Genomic DNA, 17480 nt, shown 5'->3' on the forward strand with positions numbered 1-17480 from the left:
AGTGCGCAGATGCAGCGCTCCAGTCTGTACAGGCGCGACTTGCGGCGCCGTATTTGATAGCTGACTTCTGTGAACTTTATTGGCGTAAAGCCGCCACCCCCGGGAGAAAGCAGATCCCGTTCGAGCTGGGCGATTTGTTGTTTGAGTTGGTGGGCGTCAGCGAGCAGCTGTTGCCTAATCCGGCTTCGACCGTGCATTCCTGCGATCCTCCGAATGCCTATTCAAAAGCTTCGGACGCTGGGGCTGTACCGGTGGAAATCGAATGGGACGCGCTCGGAGTTTCGCAACTCATCTGACCCTTGATTGTGGCCCGCGCGCCCAACGCGAACCGTTCGCCAACCCCGCTCGGGAATATGCCGCCGCATATCTGAGAGGCAACCCTTCACGCGCAGTTTTTCGCTTTACCGATTCGGCACCGGGTGCGGAGCGCCGGGCCAGAACGATAAGGGTCATGGCGGCGCCCGGAAGGTCAGCCCCCACAACTTCGATCCCGGTCAGATCGAGCCTACTTGCCGTGGCATGTTGAATTCGATTGCGCCGAGTTCAGCGTCTCGCAACCTTACCGCCGTCCATCGGTGGCACCGATCCTCCACTGCGAGGCTCTTCATTCACGCTCTCCTGCAGCTTGACCAGCAGGTAGCCTGGATAGCGGATGACCTGATCGAACTCGCGAGAGACGGTCTCCACGAACTTCATGACGCGCGGGCTGCGGTGTCTTTGCGCTGGGTAGAGCGCATAGATGGACCGCTTCTCGGAGCGCCAGGCGGGCAATACAGGCACTAGTGCGCCGGCCGCTACTTCGTACTCGACGAAGAAATCGGGCAGGTAACTGATCGCTGATCCTATTGCCGTGAAGTATTTCGTCATCCAATAATCGTTGACTTTGAACTTGCCGATCGGCTTGGCCTCGGCCAGGGTCTTATCCTTGCGAAGCCGCCACCGTTCGACCACGCTGTTGCGCATGTAGACCACGCCGTTCAGCCGCTCGATGTCGGCGACCGTTTCCGGCGTTCCGTGCCTGGCCAAAAAGTCGGGACTGGCATACAGTCCGTAGGAAATAGCCCCCAGGGTTCGACGCATCAGGGCCGAGTTTGGAGGCTCGCCAACATAGATCATGCAGTCGAAATCGAAGTCGCCCACGATAAGCTTGTCGTTTGGGATGATCTTGACGTCTATGTCGATGTCGGGGTTGTCGCGCAGGAGGAAGTGGGCCGCAGCGCCGATGATTGCCGTCCCAAATTCGGAACTGGCTATAACACGGACACTCCCGCTGATGGACGAGTGAGCACGTTGCGCAGCGCTGGCCGCGTTCTCACAGCTGTCGAAAATGGCCGTGCAATTGTCGAGGTACTCTCTCCCGGCGTCCGTTAGTTCCAGCCCTCGGCGCTTTCGCACGAACAATTGCACCTGAAGCGCATCCTCCAATCTCTGCAGGTGGTGGCTGAGCGTCGATTTGGGAATGCTATAAGTGTCCGCGGCACGGGATATGCTTCCGGCGCGGGCGACCTGAACAAAGCAGCTTATGTCCTTCAGTTCATAAGGCAGGTTGCTTTCCATGTTCAAAATTCCGAACGGAGGGTTCGATGGTGCGCCCTTTTTTGGATTGAGGGCTCAGCTTATTGTCTGGGCGACACGGTGGTTAGAGACTCGGGGCGGGGACTGATGCAGCAGTGATCGTTGGCAGGATTCGGCGGCTCTGAAATTCCGGCTGATGTGCACCTATCATAGAAAGAGCATTGAGGAACAGTCCGGCTGCTCTTGCGAATATCGACCGTTCCAAAATCGAAAATTCTCCACTTGACGGGGCAACCAGCTCAGTTGTCGCGCGACTTCCTTGGGGCTGCCAAAGATGTGCTCTGGCGGTGGAACGGGCGCGTCTAGCTAGCGTTGGGCTTGAGGTGGATAGGGCGAATACATTTTAGATGAAGCTAAAGGATAACCTGGTGTTACAGGTCGAAATGGCATGACTTCTTCGGAATGCGACTTAGATGACGATCCTCATTTAGCCGTTGCTGGTCTGGAATCCGTTCTTTCGATGGCCGAGGGCCGGGCGATAACAACAGGGTGGGGGGCCGCTGCGTACTCACTCTTGCCGCCCGGATCGTACACCTTTCCGGCCGGCCACCATGTAGTCTACACAGGTCTCGACTCCGCCCCGGGCACGTTCTTGAGACTAGGTCAGGGCAAGGCGGAGCGTTACGACGCGCCGGCAGGCGGCATCATCGTGAAGCCGGCACATCTCGAAGCCCGCCTAAATCTGTCGGAGGCGCGGGAAAGTGCGATTGTCGTCTATCCGGACAGCAGCCTGAAGGAGCTTGCGAGACAACAGTTCGGCACCGAGCAGGTAGAGTTGAAGCCTCCGCCCCTTGGCACGCTCGATCACACCGCCCTGCGTGTTGGGCAATTGCTCAAAGCCGAACTTGCCAAGGAGCAGCGCGCCCCTGAACTTCATGTCGAGCACCTCATCGCGATCCTCGGAGTTCATATCCTCCATGCCTACACGTCGCCGGACAAGGAACCCCAGCAGCTCAAAGGCGGCCTGACGCGAAAAGCGGCTCGCACTCTGGAGCACTTCATAAGGGCTAACTTTGCCCGGAAAATCTCCGTCGACGAGTTGGCGACGCTTGCGAATCTTTCGCCAAATCATTTCATCCAGGCGTTCAGCCGAACGTTTGGGAAGTCGCCGCATCGCTATCTTTTGGATCTGCGGCTCGACCACGCAACGCGGCTGCTTTCGGAGGGAGACGCGACCATTACCGATGTCGCCTATCTCAGCGGCTTCTCCAGTCAGAGCCATTTGACGGCTGCGATGAAGAAGCACCGGGGGACCACGCCGACGCGCTTTCGCTCCGCCATCTGAAATCGTCGAACGGAGGGTCGCCCATTAAAGCTGTATTAGCCTTACGGAATAACATCTTGTGCTGTTTGAGTAACACTCTTGTATAAGTTACGTTTCCGGTGACGATCGGCCGGAATTTTTTACAAAACACCGGACTTTTCTGAAATACCCAACGTACAGTTCATGCATTCCTTTTAAGTTGTGCCCTGATTCTGTCAGGAAACATTATGGTATGCTAATGCAGGGGGGTATATGGCTGGGTTGGCCTTCGGTGCGAGGATCCCCGATCACGCGGAATCCGGCGATGGCGCCGGCGACCTGAGACCGAAAGCCGACGGCCGATACCCCGGACGCGCATCCTCCCAAAGGCGTGCGGACCGGCCGGGGCGGTCTGAAGCGCGCGACGCCCTATTCTCGCGCCTGCTGCGCGGCGGCCGTATGACCAAGTGGAAGGGGCAGGCGGCGAGCTATGCGCCGAACGTTGCCCACATGATCGCATCTGTCCCTCGCCCGCCCAGCGCCGCCGTCCTGCTCGCGCTCCTCATAGGTCTTGCGGCCAATCCGGCGGGTGCCGCGGATCTCTACTGGGATGCCGATGGCTCGGGGCTCCAGCTCGGCGGCACCGGAACCTGGAATACCGCGGCGCCGCCGCTCTGGAACACGACCGGCAATGCCACGGCCGGCCCGTTCGTCACCTGGAGCAACGCTACTCCGGACAATGCCATCTTCGCCGGCACGGCGGGGACGGTGACGCTCGGCGCTCCGATCACGGCTGGCAACATCACCTTCAACACCTCCGGCTACACCATCGCCGGCGGCACGCTTACGCTCGGCGGCACGACACCGGCTATCACGGTGACTACCGGCACGGCGACGATCAGCTCGATCGTCGCCGGCACGGCAGGGCTGACCAAGGCGGGTGGCGGCACTTTGACCCTGTCCGGCAACAACACGTTTTCGGGCAATGTAAATGTCAACGCCGGCACCTTGGGCCTGACCGGTACAAACAGCTTCACGGGCGCAATCAACGTCAATGCCGGCATTCTGTCCGTGAACTCGAACGCGGCGCTGGGCGACGCAAGCAATGTCGTAAACCTGTCCGCTGGAACGACCTTGAGTGCCAGTGGATCGCTGACCGGGCGGGCGGTTAGTCTCACGGGCCAGGCAACCGTGCAGGTAGCCGGCGCGGGATCCGCTCACTACACCGGAAGCGGTGGATTGAACGTCACCGCCGTTGGCAGCACTGGCTCGATCACGCTGAGCGACAACACGAACGACTTTACCGGTCCGGTGAATTTTTTTGTGAACAGCGCGGCCACGGCGTCGTTCACCTCGATAGGCAATATCGGCGAGGCCAGCGCGCTGGGAGCCGGGGACACGATCAGCTTGACTGCCAACTCAGGTGTGTCGGCCCTCTTTTACACCGGAACTGGGGATACATCCAATCGGAACTGGCAGATCAACACCGGTATCGGCGCACCAACCGCCCTCATCCAGAACGCTGGCAGCGGTGTGCTGAAGCTGACCGGCAATGTTTCGGTAACGGGGGGGACGTCTGTCGCATTTGCCGCCAACGCTGATTTGCAGTTGTTGGGCGTTCTGAGCAGTTCAACGGCCAACACGTTCAGGTTCATCGGCAGCGCCAGTGGAGCCATTACGCTCGGCGATGCCAACAGCTTTACCGGCGCGGCTTCGATCGAAAGCGGCATCGTGAAGGCCGGCACGCTCGCCGACGGCGGGGTGAACAGCTCTCTCGGCGCGGGCACAAGCATAGCGTTCACCAGCGGCACGCTCAGCTATACCGGCGCCGGCGCAAGCAGCAATCGTGCATTGTCGGTCAGCGGTGCGAGCACCATCAGCAACGATGGCTCAGGAGCGCTGACGCTCAGCGGCGCCACCACACTCAATGCCGGCTCAACGCTGTCTTTCGGCGGCAGCTATACCGGCGCGGACAATACCATCTCCGGCGTGATCTCCGGAACGGGCACCCTCGCCAGCTCTGGTTCCGCCACCTGGGTGCTTACAGGTGCGAACACGCGCACGGGCGCCATCACCGTGAACGGAGGCACGCTGCGCGCCGGCAGCGCTTCGGCTTTCGGCACGGTGACCAATGTCACAGTGAACAGCGGCACACTGGACCTCAATGGAAACAATCTGGCACCCGCCTCGCTCAACGGCACGGGCGGCACCGTCGCGATGGGGAGCGGAAATCTTACCCTCAATCTGGGTACCGGCGTCACCAACACCTATGCTGGCAGTATCACCGGTACCGGCGGCAGCCTGACCAAGCTGGGGGCCGGCACGCTGACGCTCACCGGCGCAAGCACCTATACCGGTGCAACGACGATCGGCGGCGGCACGCTGGCGCTTGACTTCTCGCCGGGCGGCGGGCCGACCAGCAACATCATCTCGGCGTCTTCCGCCCTGGTCATGAACGGAGGCACGCTCAAGATCACGGGTGCGGCCGGGGAGACCAATCTCCAGAGCTTCGGCGGCCTCACGATCACGACGGGCAACAACACGGTGAGCGCCACCTCGGGCGCCGGCGGGAGCACCACTGTCAGTCTGGGTGCTATCACCCGCACCGGCGGCCTCGCCAATTTCGTGCTGCCCACGGCCGGCGCGATCAGCACGACCGGACCCGACCGGGCGCTCGGCGGCTGGGCTACGGTCAATGGCTCGGATTATGCCAAGGTGGTAAGCGGCAGCATCGTCGCCTTCACCGCGGCCGATTACGTCAACCAGGACAACGCCAGCCTCTGGCAGACCAACCAGATCCTGAGCGACGCTGGCGGAGCGGCGAACTCGCCCTTCTTCAACACGGTCGGCGCCAGCATCCAGATCGGCGGCCTGCAATACACCGCGGCCGCGAACTCGACCGTGACCGTGGCGAGCGGCCAGACCCTCGGTATCGATGGGACCATCATCGTCGCGCCGTCAGTAGGCGGGGCGAACCAGACGATCACCGGCGGCTCGATGACGGGCACGCTGGGCGGCGGCGTTCTGGGTGTCCAGCAGAACGGCGCTGGCACCTTCACCATCGCCTCGACCATCGTCGACAACACCGGCGCCGTCGGCTTCAGCAAGGCCGGCACCGGCAAGGTGGTGCTCTCCGGCAGCAATACCTATACGGGCGCCACCACCGTGAGCCAGGGCACGCTCTCGATCAATTCGGTGGCCAACGGCGGCACCGCCAGCGCCATCGGTGCTTCTACGTCCGCCTCATCGAACCTGGTGATCCAGGGCGCCACGCTGGAATATACCGGCGGCACTTCCTCCACCGATCGTGGCTTCACCATCGGACGCGCCGGCGCCATCACCTCGAGCACGATCAACGTCACGAATGCCGCCGCCAACCTGACCTTCTCCGGGCAGGTGGTGAGCTCCGATGGTGCCAATTTCATCAAAGACGGCGCGGGCACGCTGACGCTTGCCGGGAGCAACAACAGCTATACCGGCAACACCACCGTCAACGGCGGCATGCTTGCAGTGACCACGCTCGCCAATGGCGGCACTAACAGCTCCATCGGCGCGTCCAGCAATGCCTCGACCAGCCTGGTCCTGCAGAACGGCGGCAAGCTGGGTTATGTCGGTGCAACCGCCAGCACCAACCGCGGATTCACACTCGGCACGGGCGGCGGCGGCATTGACGTGATCGGCGGCACGACGCTGACGATGAGCGGCACGGCGGCCGGCGCAGGCAGCTTGACCAAGAGCGGCGCCGGCACGTTGGTGCTGTCGGGCACGAACACCTATACCGGCGGCACTACGGTGAGCGCCGGCATCTTGCGCGCTGGGTCCACCAGCGCCTTCGGCACGGGCCCCATGACCGTGGCAACCGGCGCGACGCTGGACCTCGCCGGCCGCGCAAACACCGTCGGCGGGCTCGGCGGCGGCGGCAGCGTGACCCTCGGCACGGGCACCCTGACGACGAACGGCAACGGCAGCTTTACGGGCACGATCGGCGGCGCGGGCGGTGTCACCATCGCGGCCGGCACACAGACTTTCAGCGGCTGCGGCAACACCTATGCCGGAGCCACCACGCTTACCGGCAGCAGCACGTTGAACGTCGGATGTCTGGCAAATGGTGGAAACCCGAGCGACATTGGCATTTCCGGCAGTGCCTCCACCAATCTCGTTTTTAACAACGGCGCGCTGAATTATACCGGCGGGACGGTCACGACGGATCGCGGCTTCACGCTCCAGGGAGGAACGGGCGCCATCGGTGTGGCGAACGCGGCCACGACGCTGACCTTCGGCGGGCAGGCCACAGGTCTCGGTGCGCTCCGCAAGGACGGTCCCGGCACGCTGATATTGTCCGGCACCAACGACTACAGCGGCGGAACGACGATCACGGCCGGCATCTTGAGAGCCGGTTCGACCAGCGCCTTCGGCACCGGCGCCGTGACGGTGAACACCGGCGCGACGCTAGATCTCGCCGGCAACAACAACACGGTGGGCGGACTCAATGGCGGCGGCAGCGTGGCTCTCGGAACGGGCACGCTGACCCTTAGCAGTGGCTTCAATTTCAGCGGAGCGATCACGGGCAGTGGTGGCCTCACGAAAAGCGTCTCCGGCACGCAGACGCTCTCCGGCTGCAGCAGCACCTACGATGGCGTCACCACCATCACCGGCGGCACGCTCGCCGTGAGCTGTCTCGCCAATGGCGGCGTGGCAAGCTCGATAGGCGATTCCGGCGCCGCGGCAACCAATCTGGTGCTCAATGGCGGCACGCTGCAATATATCGGCGCCGCCGGCAGCACGGACCGCCAGTTCACGCTAGGCGCGAGCGGCGGCACTCTCGATGCTTCCGGCACAGGCGCGATCAATTTCACCAGCACGTTGCCGGTCACGCTGTCGGGGACGGGCAACCGAACGCTGACGCTCGCCGGCACCAACACGGCCAACAACTCGCTTTCGGCCCGCATCGACGATCCGTCCGGGGCCGTCACGTCGCTGACGAAGTCCGGCGCCGGCACCTGGGTCCTGAACAACACGACCAGCACCTATACCGGCGTCACCACGATCAGCGGCGGCGTCCTTGCGGTGAGCAAGCTGGCCGACGGCGGCCAGGCGAGCTCGATCGGAAAGTCTACCAACGACGCGACGAAGCTGGTGATCGGGAGCGGCTCGACGCTGCGCTATACCGGCAGCGGCGACGAGACGGACCGCCTGTTCACATTGCAGACCGGCATCAGCTTCATCGAATCGTCGGGCACGGGCGCAATCGTCTTCAAAAACACCGGTTCGGCCGCCTATACCGGCAGCGGCAACCGGACGCTGGCGCTGGGCGGCACGAATACCGGGCTCAACACGATGGGCGGCACCATCATCGATGGCCCCGGCGGCACGACCACGCTCGCCAAGAACGACAGCGGCACCTGGGTCCTCACCGGTAACAACACCTTCACCGGCAACACGGTCATCAATGACGGCAACCTGATCATCGGCAATGGTGGCACCAGCGGCAATGCAGGCGCAGGCAACGTCATCGTCGCCAATGCGACCTCCACGCTTTCCTTCAACCGCTCCGACACTTTCAGCTTCCCGGGCACGCTGAGCGGTTCCGGCAACATCGCCCAGATCGGCACCGGCACGACAATCCTCACCTCGGCAGCAAACACGCTCGGCGGCAACACACGCATCGACGCCGGCACGCTGCAGGTGAATGGCGGCCTAACGAGCGCCGGGGGGATCACGATCAACGCTGGCACGCTGCAGAGCAACGGAGGGGGCGCCTCCATAACCACGCCGACGATCACGATGAACTCCGGCTCGAAGCTCAACGTCGGCGGCGGCACGGTTCAGGCAGCCGGTGGCACGCAGACGTTGTTCACGGGCGGGACCGGCGGCGCCACGATCAACATCACTGGCGGCACGTTGCTCGGCAACGGCACGCTTGGCGGAGGCGGCAACATTGTCAATCTCTCCGCCGGTTCGCTCAATACCGGCGCAGCCGCATTGAACCTCGGCAGCGGCAACGACACTTTCCTGTTGAGCGGTCTTGCGACGATCGCCGGAGTCGGCGTGGACGGCGGTGGCGGCTCCGACACGCTGCAGGTGACCACCACCCTCAGCCGTACACTCAACGGCGCTCAGATCACCGGTTTCGAAAGCTTGAGCAAGCAAGGCGCCGGCACGCTGACGCTGACCGGCAACCACAGCTACACGTCCGGCACGACGATTTCGGCCGGCATACTGCAAGTCGGCACCGGCGCCGTCGCCGGCGCGCTGGCGACGCCGAGCGTGACCAACAATGGCACGCTCGCCTTCAACCTGAACAACACCTACGCCTTCGACGGGGCCATCTCCGGTACCGGTTCGGTCAACAAGCTCGGCACCGGCGTGACCACGCTCACCGGCAACAACAGCTATGGCGGCGCCACCAACGTCAATGCCGGGACGTTGCTGATAAACGGCAACCAGTCGGGCGCTACCGGCCAGACCAATGTCGCGAGCGGGGCGATGCTCGGCGGCACCGGCACGATCGGCGGCAGCGTCACCGTCGCCGACGGCGGCACGCTAAGCCCCGGCGGGGCCGGCAATGCTCCGGGCACGCTGAGCATCAACGGCAACCTCGCGCTGGGGAACTCCAACCTCAACATCAACTTCGGCCAGGCGGATGTCGTCGGCGGCGCGCTCAACGATCTCATCAATGTCGGCGGCAATCTCACCCTCGACGGCACGCTCAACGTGACGCAGAGCCCTGGCGGCAATTTCGGACCCGGCACCTACCGCATCATCAGCTACAACGGCTCATTGACCGACAACGGGCTCAACGTCACGGACCCGAACTATTTCGTGCAGACCTCCGTCGCCAACCAGGTCAATTTGGTCAACTCGGCGGGGCTGCAGCTCAGCTACTGGGATGGCGATGCCGGTCCCCATTCCAACAGCATCGTCAATGGCGGCAACGGCACCTGGCGCGCCGCGGGCGACCAGAACTGGACCGATGCCAGCGGCACCTTCGCCGCGCCTTTCGCCAACGCCAGCTTCGCCATCTTCCAGGGTGCCGCCGGGACGGTCACGGTCGACAACGCGAACGGCCAGGTGCAGGCCTCGGGCATGCAGTTCGCCACCGACGGCTACCTCGTCCAGGGTGGCGACATCGGCCTGGTCGGGCCGCAATCGACCATCCGCGTCGGCGACGGCACCGCAGCCGGTGCGGCCTATGTGGCGACAATCACCTCGAACCTCACCGGCGCCGGCCAGCTGGTGAAGACCGATCTCGGCACGCTGGTGCTGTCGGGGACCAACAGCTACAGCGGCGGCACGGCGATCAACAGCGGCACGCTGCAGGTCGGCAGCAACGGCAGTCTTGGTGCCGCTTCCGGCGGTCTTTCGCTGAACGGCGGCACGCTGCACACGACGGCCAATATCGTTTCCGCGCGCGCCGTGACGCTCAATGCCGGCGGCGGCACCTTCGAAACCGATAGCGCGACCAGCTTGGCATTGAACGGCGTCGTGGGCGGCTCCGGGAGCTTGACCAAGGAAGGCGGCGGTACTCTGGTGCTCAGCGGTACCAACAGTTATCAGGGCGGCACCGTCATCAATGGCGGCACAGTCCAAATCACCGCCGATGCCAATCTCGGCAATGCGGCCGGCAAGGTCACCTTCAATGGCGGCACGCTCTACCAGCAGGGCCCGGCCAGCATCGTCACCAGCCGCGACGCGACGCTTCAGGCGGGCGGCGGAACGTTCCAGATCGACAGCACAGTGCAGTGGGAAGGCGCTATCGACGGCGCGGGGGCGCTCACCAAGACGGGTACCGGCGCGCTGATCCTCGGCGCCGACAACAGCTATGCCGGCGGCACGACGATTGCGAGCGGCATCCTGATGCTGGGCACCGGCGGCACCACGGGCTCCATCCAGGGCGATGTGGTCGATAACGGTACCCTCAGCTTCAACCGCTCCGACCTCTATACCTTCGGCGGCACGATCTCGGGCAGCGGCGGCGTCACCCAAGACGGAACCGGCGATACCGTGCTCACGGCCGACAACACTTACGGCGGCAGCACCCTAATTGTCGGCGGCGGCGGGCTCTACATCGATGGCGACCAGAGCGCAGCGACCGGGCTGACCAACGTCAACAACGGCACGCTGGGCGGCAACGGCACCATCGGCGGCGATGTCTTCGTCGACGTTGCGGGCCGGCTGGCCCCCGGCGGCCTAGGCTCCACGCCTGGCACCCTCACTATCAACGGCAACCTCGAACTGGCCGACGGCTCGAACCTTGATTACTCGTTCGGCCAGGCCGGCGTCGTCGGCGGCGCCTACAACGACCTCACGGTCGTCCACGGCAATCTGACGCTCGACGGCACGATTAACGTGACGGAAGCGCCCGACGGCAATTTCGGACCGGGCATCTATCGCGTCATCAGCTATGACGGCGCTCTGACTGACAACGGGCTTGATACCACGTCGAGCGATCACGTGGTGCAGACCTCGGTCGCGGGCCAGGTGAACCTGGTCGATATCAGCGCGATGACGCTCAACTTCTGGGACGGCGATGCCGGGCCGAAGGCCAATGATGGCGTTGACGGCGGCAACGGCACGTGGCGGGCGGCCGGCGACAACAACTGGACCGGCTCCGACGGCGACATAAACGCCGCCTTCTCGAACGGCAGCTTCGCCATCTTCGCAGGCACCGCTGGCACCGTGACGGTCGACAACTCCAACGGCCAGGTGCAGGCCGCGGGCATGCAGTTCGCCACGGACGGCTATCTCGTCCAGGGACAGGACATAGAGCTTGTCGGGTCGCAGGCGACGATGCGCGTGGGCGACGGCACCCTAGCGGGCGCGGGCTACACCGCCACCATTGCCTCGAACCTCACCGGCGACAGCCAGCTGGTGAAGACCGATCTCGGCACGCTGGTGCTTGGCGGCGCCAACAGCTACAGCGGCGGTACGGCTATCAATAGCGGCACGTTGCGCGTCTCGGCCGATGCCAATCTCGGTGACGCGGCGGGAGCGCTATCGTTCGACAATGGGGCGACGTTGCAAAATACGGGCGCGTTCGGCTCGGGGCGTGACGTCACGCTCAATGCCGGCGGCGGCACGTTCCAGACCGATGCCGATCTCACGCTTTCCGGCGTAATCGGCGGCGCGGGCGGCTTCACCAAGACCGGCAGCGCCGCGCTGACGCTGACCGGCACCAATTCCTATGCCGGACCGACCATCGTGACGGCAGGCGGGCTCTATGTCGACGGCGACAGCAGCCTGGCCACTGGGCTTACCTCGGTCGGGATCGGCGCGACGCTTGGCGGCAAGGGCACGATCGGCGGCAATGTGGTGGTAGCCGATGGTGCCACCCTGTCGCCCGGATCGGCCGACGGCACGCCGGGAACGCTGGCGGTCGCCGGCGATCTGACGCTCTCCGGCGGCTCGATTCTGAACTACAGCTTCGGCCAAGCGAATGTCGCCGGCGGGGCTCTCAACGATCTGACCACCGTCGGCGGCAATCTCGTTCTCGACGGCACGCTCAACGTGACTGTCTCGCCAGGCGGAACCTTCGGCCCCGGCATCTATCGGGTGTTCGATTATGCCGGTACGCTGACCAACAACGGCCTGTCCGTCGGCTCCATCCCGTCCTCCAACTACTTCGTGCAAACGTCCGTTGATCATCAGGTGAACCTGGTCAATGCAAACGGGCTGAACCTCAACTATTGGGACGGCGATGCCGGCCCGAAGTTCGATGGCACGATTAACGGCGGCAACGGCACCTGGCAGAGCTCTTCGGGCAACGATAACTGGACCGAAGACACCGGGTCGATCAACGCAAGCTATTCGGACGGCGCCTTCGCCATCTTCGCCGGCCAGGCCGGCACGGTGACGGTGGACAACGGGCTCGGCCAGGTGACGCCGGCCGGCATGCAGTTCTCGGCCGACGGCTATGTCATCCAGGGTGGCGACATCGGCCTTGTCGGGCCGCAGTCGACGATCCGGGTCGGTGACGGCAGCAGTGCCGGCGCGGGCTACACGGCGACGATCGCCTCGGCGCTCACCGGCAATGCCCAGCTCGTCAAGACGGACGCCGGAACGCTGGTGCTGACCGGTACCAACAGCTACACCGGCGGCACCGCCATCAATGGTGGCACGCTCAGGGTCTCGGCCGACGTCAACCTCGGCGATGCGGCCGGCGGGCTCTCCTTCAACGGCGGTACGCTCAACACCACCACCAGCTTCGCCAGCGACCGTGCCGTCGACATGCTTGGCCAGGGCACGATCTCGACCAACGCCGGTACCACCTTGACACTGAACGGGGCACTGACCGGGTCGGGCGCGTTCAACAAGGCAGGAAATGGAACGCTTGTCCTGAGGTCCGCTGGCTCGACCTTCTCGGGACCCACCTCTGTTCAGCAGGGTACGCTGGCCGCAGGCGCGGCAGACGTGTTCAGCTCGGGTTCGGCGTTCACCGTCGCCTCCGGCGGCACGCTTGACCTTGCCGGCTTCGACCAGACGGTGGCCTCGCTCAACAACAGCGGCGCGGTGCGGCTCGGTGCTGCGGCACCCGGCACGGTGCTCACGGTCAGCGGCGACTATGTCGGCAATGGCGGCAAAATCCTCATCAATGCCGCGCTCGACGGCGATGCTTCCGCGACCGACAGGCTGGTGGTGCATGGCAACACCTCGGGCACCGGCATCCTGGCGGTCAGCAATGTCGGCGGCGCGGGCGCGCAGACCAGCGAGGGCATCAAGATCGTCGACATCGACGGCAGCTCGGCCGGCACCTTCACGCTCGCCGGCGATTATGTCTTCCAGGGCGACCAGGCGGTGGTCGGCGGCGCTTACGCCTACCGCCTCTACAAGAACGGCGTCAGCACGCCGGCCGACGGCGACTGGTATCTGCGCTCGACCCTGATCAACGACACTGGCCCGCTCTATGCGCCCAGCACGCCGCTCTACGAGGCCTATGAAGGCGTGCTGCAGAGCTTCAACGAGCTGGGCACGTTGCAGCAGCGCATCGGCAACCGGGCCTGGGGCGAGGGCGCGACGCCGCAGGGCGCGGACGTGCCCGGCCAGGGTCCTGTCGACGGCAACGCCATCTGGGCGCGTATCGATGCCGCCCATGGCAAGTTCGAGCCCAAGACCTCGACCACCGGCACCGACTACGACGTGACGACCTGGAAGCTCAATGCCGGCGTCGACTGGCTGTTGCATGAGAGCGAGGCCGGCATCCTGTTGGGCGGCATCACCGTCCATTACGGCACCGTCTCGTCGGACGTGTCGTCGACCTTCGGCACCGGCTCGATCTCGGCCACCGGCTACGGCGTCGGCGGCACGCTGACCTGGCTCGGAAACAGCGGCTTCTATGTCGACAGCCAGGCCCAGGCGACCTGGTACGACAGCGACATCAACTCGGCCGTGCTGGGCAAGCTTGCCGACGGCAACAAGGGCTTCGGCTATGCGCTGAGTATCGAGAGCGGGCAGAAGATCGCGCTGCGCTCCAACTGGTCGCTGACCCCGCAGGCGCAGCTGTCCTACTCGGCCGTCGACTTCGACAGGTTCACCGATCGGTTCGGCGCGATCGTGTCGCCCGGCAGCGGCGACAGCCTGATCGGCCGCCTCGGCATCTCGGCCGACTATGAGGACCAGTGGGCCGACAGCGCCGGGCAGGTGAGCCGGGCGCATGTCTACGGCATCGCCAACCTCTATTACGACTTCCTCGACGGAACCGATGTCGATGTCTCAGGCGTGAAGCTTTCCAGCCAAAACCAGAAGTTCTGGGGCGGCGTCGGCCTCGGCGGCTCGCTCGACTTTGGCGATGGCAAGTACTCGGTCTATGGCGAAGCGCTGGCCAAGACCAGCCTGGCGAGCTTCGGCGACAGCAATGTCATCAGCGGCAAGCTCGGCTTCAGCGTGCGCTGGTAGCGGCGTCGACGAGGCGCAGGTAATTTTTTGAATGATGGAAACGAAATGAACCGAAACAGACGAGTTGGACGTGTCACTCTGGTAGCGGCAAGCCTGGTCTGCATGGCAGCCGCATTCGCGCAAGAAACCGCGGCTCTCCCCGGAGGTGCGACCTCGCTCAGGGAAGGGCACGGCGACTGGACCGTTTCCTGCAACCTCGCCACCCAGAACGGCGCCGGCGTGAAGGTCTGCGCGCTGTCGCAGGAGCAGACCGACAGCCAGTCGCGCCAGCGCGTGCTGGCGATGGAACTGCGCCCGGCCGGCGAGGCCGTCCAGGGAACGGTGGTGCTGCCGTTCGGCCTGGCGCTGGATCAGGGCGTGACGCTGCAGATCGATGACGGTCCGACCCTGCCGCCGCTGCGCTTCCGCACCTGCTTGCCCGGCGGCTGCATCGTGGATCTGAGCTTTGACGCCGAGACCTTGGCGACCTTGCGCGAAGGCAAAAGCCTCAAGGTCAAGGTGGTTGCGGACGGCGGCAAGGAGACCATGCTTGCTCTGTCGCTGAACGGCTTCCCCAGCGCTGTCGACAGGACCACGGCGCTGCTGAAGTAGAGGTTCTACTTCCCGTACCGCTGCTCGAGCGCTTCGGCAATGTGCTCGCGAAGCAGTTCCCCGGTTGCGATGCTGACCTGGAGACGGACCGTTGCGCACTCCATCAGCGGCTGTGACACGCTGATAGAATCGCCAAAAGAGAAATCAAGTGTCTCTCACGTTGTTGTAGTCGAACCGCGTCCGAGGTGTTGGGGGCTGACTACAAGTATGACCGCAAATCATGCCGTGGATCATTGCGTACTTCAAGCCTCTCGGCCCCTCCGCCGATGCTAAGCCTTACGCGGCCCTCCTTTCGTATTAGAGTTTAGACCAGCCTCGACAAGTCGACGGAAAGCCTCCGACCTAGTGGGAAGATCGGGCTGATTGCGGCGCCATTCGTCAACGCGGCCAAGCAAGTCACTCGTGAGCCGCAGTTCGAAGCGCTCAGTTTTGTTATCAATAGCATCGGGCGTGTTTGACAATGACTGCTTCCGTAATGTACGGTATGTACGTAAGTTGTGGTTTGCGCTTTGCGGCCGAACGACGTGCTCGAACACGTCGCTCGGCCTGACCACAACCCAAGCTGTTTGGAGCTCGGATCATGGCTGATTCCGACAATACCACGACTTTGCCTTTCGTCATCGGCCAGCAATGTGATGAGCTTGGCAGCCCCGCGCCCAAAGCCACAGATGCCGCTTTGAGGCTATGGAGCGAGTGGCAACGAGTTCGATATGCCTCATTGCTGCTATGCCGCGTGCAGCAGCGGCTGGAGAGCCAAACGATCGTCAATGCTGGTATTCAGGGATTGACCGCAGATTCGTTGAAGCGCGTTCGAGCCCGAACCACTCGCACTCTCGATGGTTCAACGGGGTATGCGGTTGCGCGGGAGGCTGAGGTCTTTGCGATGACTGAAGCTCTTAAGCTTCAAGATTCTATCCCTGACGTCGCCGCAACGTCGCTCGTCGGCGTCATCGCCAAGTTGGAAATGATCGTCGGCGCTGATCGAGATATCGGTGACCCTATCGACTTCCCGTGGCCGCATATAGCTTCCGTGCTGCGTGACCTAAAGGCGATCGCGGGAGATTTGCCGGTTGTTAGCCGGAGCCGGGAAAGGACACGGAGCGAGGTCGCCAGGCATTGGAAGTCCGCAGTCAAGCTGGTCGCGGCGCTGGAAGAGGAAGGCGCGGCAGAACGCCGTGGCAATGTGGCGGTCTACTGACTCGCCTCCTGAAATATCGTTGAGTCGCAGGCGATATCGAATATCAACAGCCGGGAATTGTCGAGAGGCGGCGGACAGATTGCGACGGTTCGCGTCCCACTGATGGTTCGGCCGGATAACAGCATCGGGATATTCCCATTTGTCGCCTGCAGCCCGTCGCACGGCGCAAGTCATTGCACGCTGTGGCCCTACGACATGAACTTTGCGCTTTCCTCGCCGTCCGGCGGCCCTTCGATAAACGTTCGATCCACCATTTGGGAGCGACCGCGATGGCTGAGGAAACCAGGACTGGACCGCAGGGTTTCCTTCCGGCGAACGACAACGGCAACCTCGTCAGCCCTGAGGGTCGCCCTGAAAACGCGGCAGCCAAGCTGGATCGGGTGGTGCTGGATATCGCCCAGTTGATCGGCCGGCGGCTGGCGCGGGAAGCATTCGAGGTTGGGCTTGCGGCCAACGACAATCGGCCGGGCTCCCGAGAGGGAGAGGGGAGGGGGCCGGAGGGCAAACCCTCTCGGAACAAGAAGGAGGATCTGCCGCCATGACCCGTGCCGCACTCTATGCCCGCTATTCCTCCGACAGCCAGCGGGACGCCTCGATCGAGGATCAGTTCCGGCTGTGTCGCGAGCAGGCGGCGCGTGAGGGCTGGAGCGTGCCGGGAACCTATCAGGATGCGGCGATCTCCGGCGCCAGCACAGTGCTGCGGCCGGGCATCCAGCATTTGATCCGCGATGCGCAGCGCGGCCGCTTCGAGGTGGTGCTTGCCGAGGCGCTCGATCGCATCAGCCGCGACCAGGCAGATGTCGCCACCCTCTTCAAGCATCTCAAATTCGCTGGCGTTGCCATCGTCACCTTGGCCGAGGGTGAGATCAGCGAGCTGCATGTCGGCCTCAAGGGCACGATGAATGCCCTGTTCCTCAAGGACCTTGCCCTGAAGACCCATCGTGGCCTGCGGGGGAGGGTGGAGAAGGGCAAGGCTGGGGG

Annotated in this window: 8 protein-coding genes; 7 read left to right on the forward strand and 1 reads right to left on the reverse strand. The window is 63.8% G+C overall.

Annotation, left to right across the window (positions count from 1 at the left end; translation table 11 throughout):
* Positions 1–53 precede the first annotated feature (53 nt).
* Positions 54–296, forward strand: coding sequence for a hypothetical protein (locus LB528_RS27780; RefSeq protein WP_224717032.1), 243 nt, complete (start codon positions 54–56; stop codon positions 294–296).
* A 247-nt stretch (positions 297–543) separates the two neighbouring features.
* Here the strand turns inward: LB528_RS27780 and LB528_RS27785 are convergent, their stop codons facing one another.
* Complete coding sequence (locus LB528_RS27785; protein WP_224717033.1) at positions 544–1557, reverse strand: LysR family transcriptional regulator; 1014 nt, start codon at positions 1555–1557, stop codon at positions 544–546.
* Positions 1558–1963: 406 nt separating this feature from the next.
* Between LB528_RS27785 and LB528_RS27790 the strand changes: the two genes are divergently transcribed.
* The 6 genes from LB528_RS27790 to LB528_RS27815 all read left to right on the forward strand — a co-directional run.
* Positions 1964–2860: a helix-turn-helix transcriptional regulator gene (locus LB528_RS27790; protein ID WP_224717034.1), complete on the forward strand. Its 897-nt coding sequence runs from the start codon at positions 1964–1966 to the stop codon at positions 2858–2860.
* Positions 2861–3277: 417 nt separating this feature from the next.
* Complete coding sequence (locus tag LB528_RS27795; protein ID WP_224717035.1) at positions 3278–14710, forward strand: autotransporter-associated beta strand repeat-containing protein; 11433 nt, start codon at positions 3278–3280, stop codon at positions 14708–14710.
* Between the two features lie 45 nt (positions 14711–14755).
* Positions 14756–15301 (forward strand): invasion associated locus B family protein, encoded by a 546-nt coding sequence (locus tag LB528_RS27800; RefSeq protein ID WP_224717036.1) that lies wholly within the window; start codon positions 14756–14758, stop codon positions 15299–15301.
* Positions 15302–15881: 580 nt separating this feature from the next.
* A complete protein-coding gene (locus tag LB528_RS27805; RefSeq protein ID WP_224717037.1) occupies positions 15882–16499 on the forward strand; it encodes a hypothetical protein in 618 nt (205 codons plus the stop codon).
* Positions 16500–16768: 269 nt separating this feature from the next.
* Positions 16769–17041 (forward strand): hypothetical protein, encoded by a 273-nt coding sequence (locus tag LB528_RS27810; RefSeq protein WP_224717038.1) that lies wholly within the window; start codon positions 16769–16771, stop codon positions 17039–17041.
* Positions 17038–17480 (forward strand): recombinase family protein (locus tag LB528_RS27815; RefSeq protein ID WP_224717039.1); only part of this gene is annotated, 443 nt, incomplete at its 3' end. The genes LB528_RS27810 and LB528_RS27815, both read left to right, overlap by 4 nt.

This window comes from Mesorhizobium sp. CA4, from assembly GCF_020165075.1.
Lineage (GTDB): Bacteria > Pseudomonadota > Alphaproteobacteria > Rhizobiales > Rhizobiaceae > Mesorhizobium.

Coding starts and splice junctions, on each gene's coding strand:
- LB528_RS27785 (WP_224717033.1), bottom strand. CDS start 1,557: ATGGAAAGCAACCTGCCTTATGAACTGAAGGACATAAGCTGCTTTGTT.
- LB528_RS27790 (WP_224717034.1), top strand. CDS start 1,964: ATGACTTCTTCGGAATGCGACTTAGATGACGATCCTCATTTAGCCGTT.
- LB528_RS27795 (WP_224717035.1), top strand. CDS start 3,278: ATGACCAAGTGGAAGGGGCAGGCGGCGAGCTATGCGCCGAACGTTGCC.
- LB528_RS27800 (WP_224717036.1), top strand. CDS start 14,756: ATGAACCGAAACAGACGAGTTGGACGTGTCACTCTGGTAGCGGCAAGC.
- LB528_RS27805 (WP_224717037.1), top strand. CDS start 15,882: ATGGCTGATTCCGACAATACCACGACTTTGCCTTTCGTCATCGGCCAG.
- LB528_RS27810 (WP_224717038.1), top strand. CDS start 16,769: ATGGCTGAGGAAACCAGGACTGGACCGCAGGGTTTCCTTCCGGCGAAC.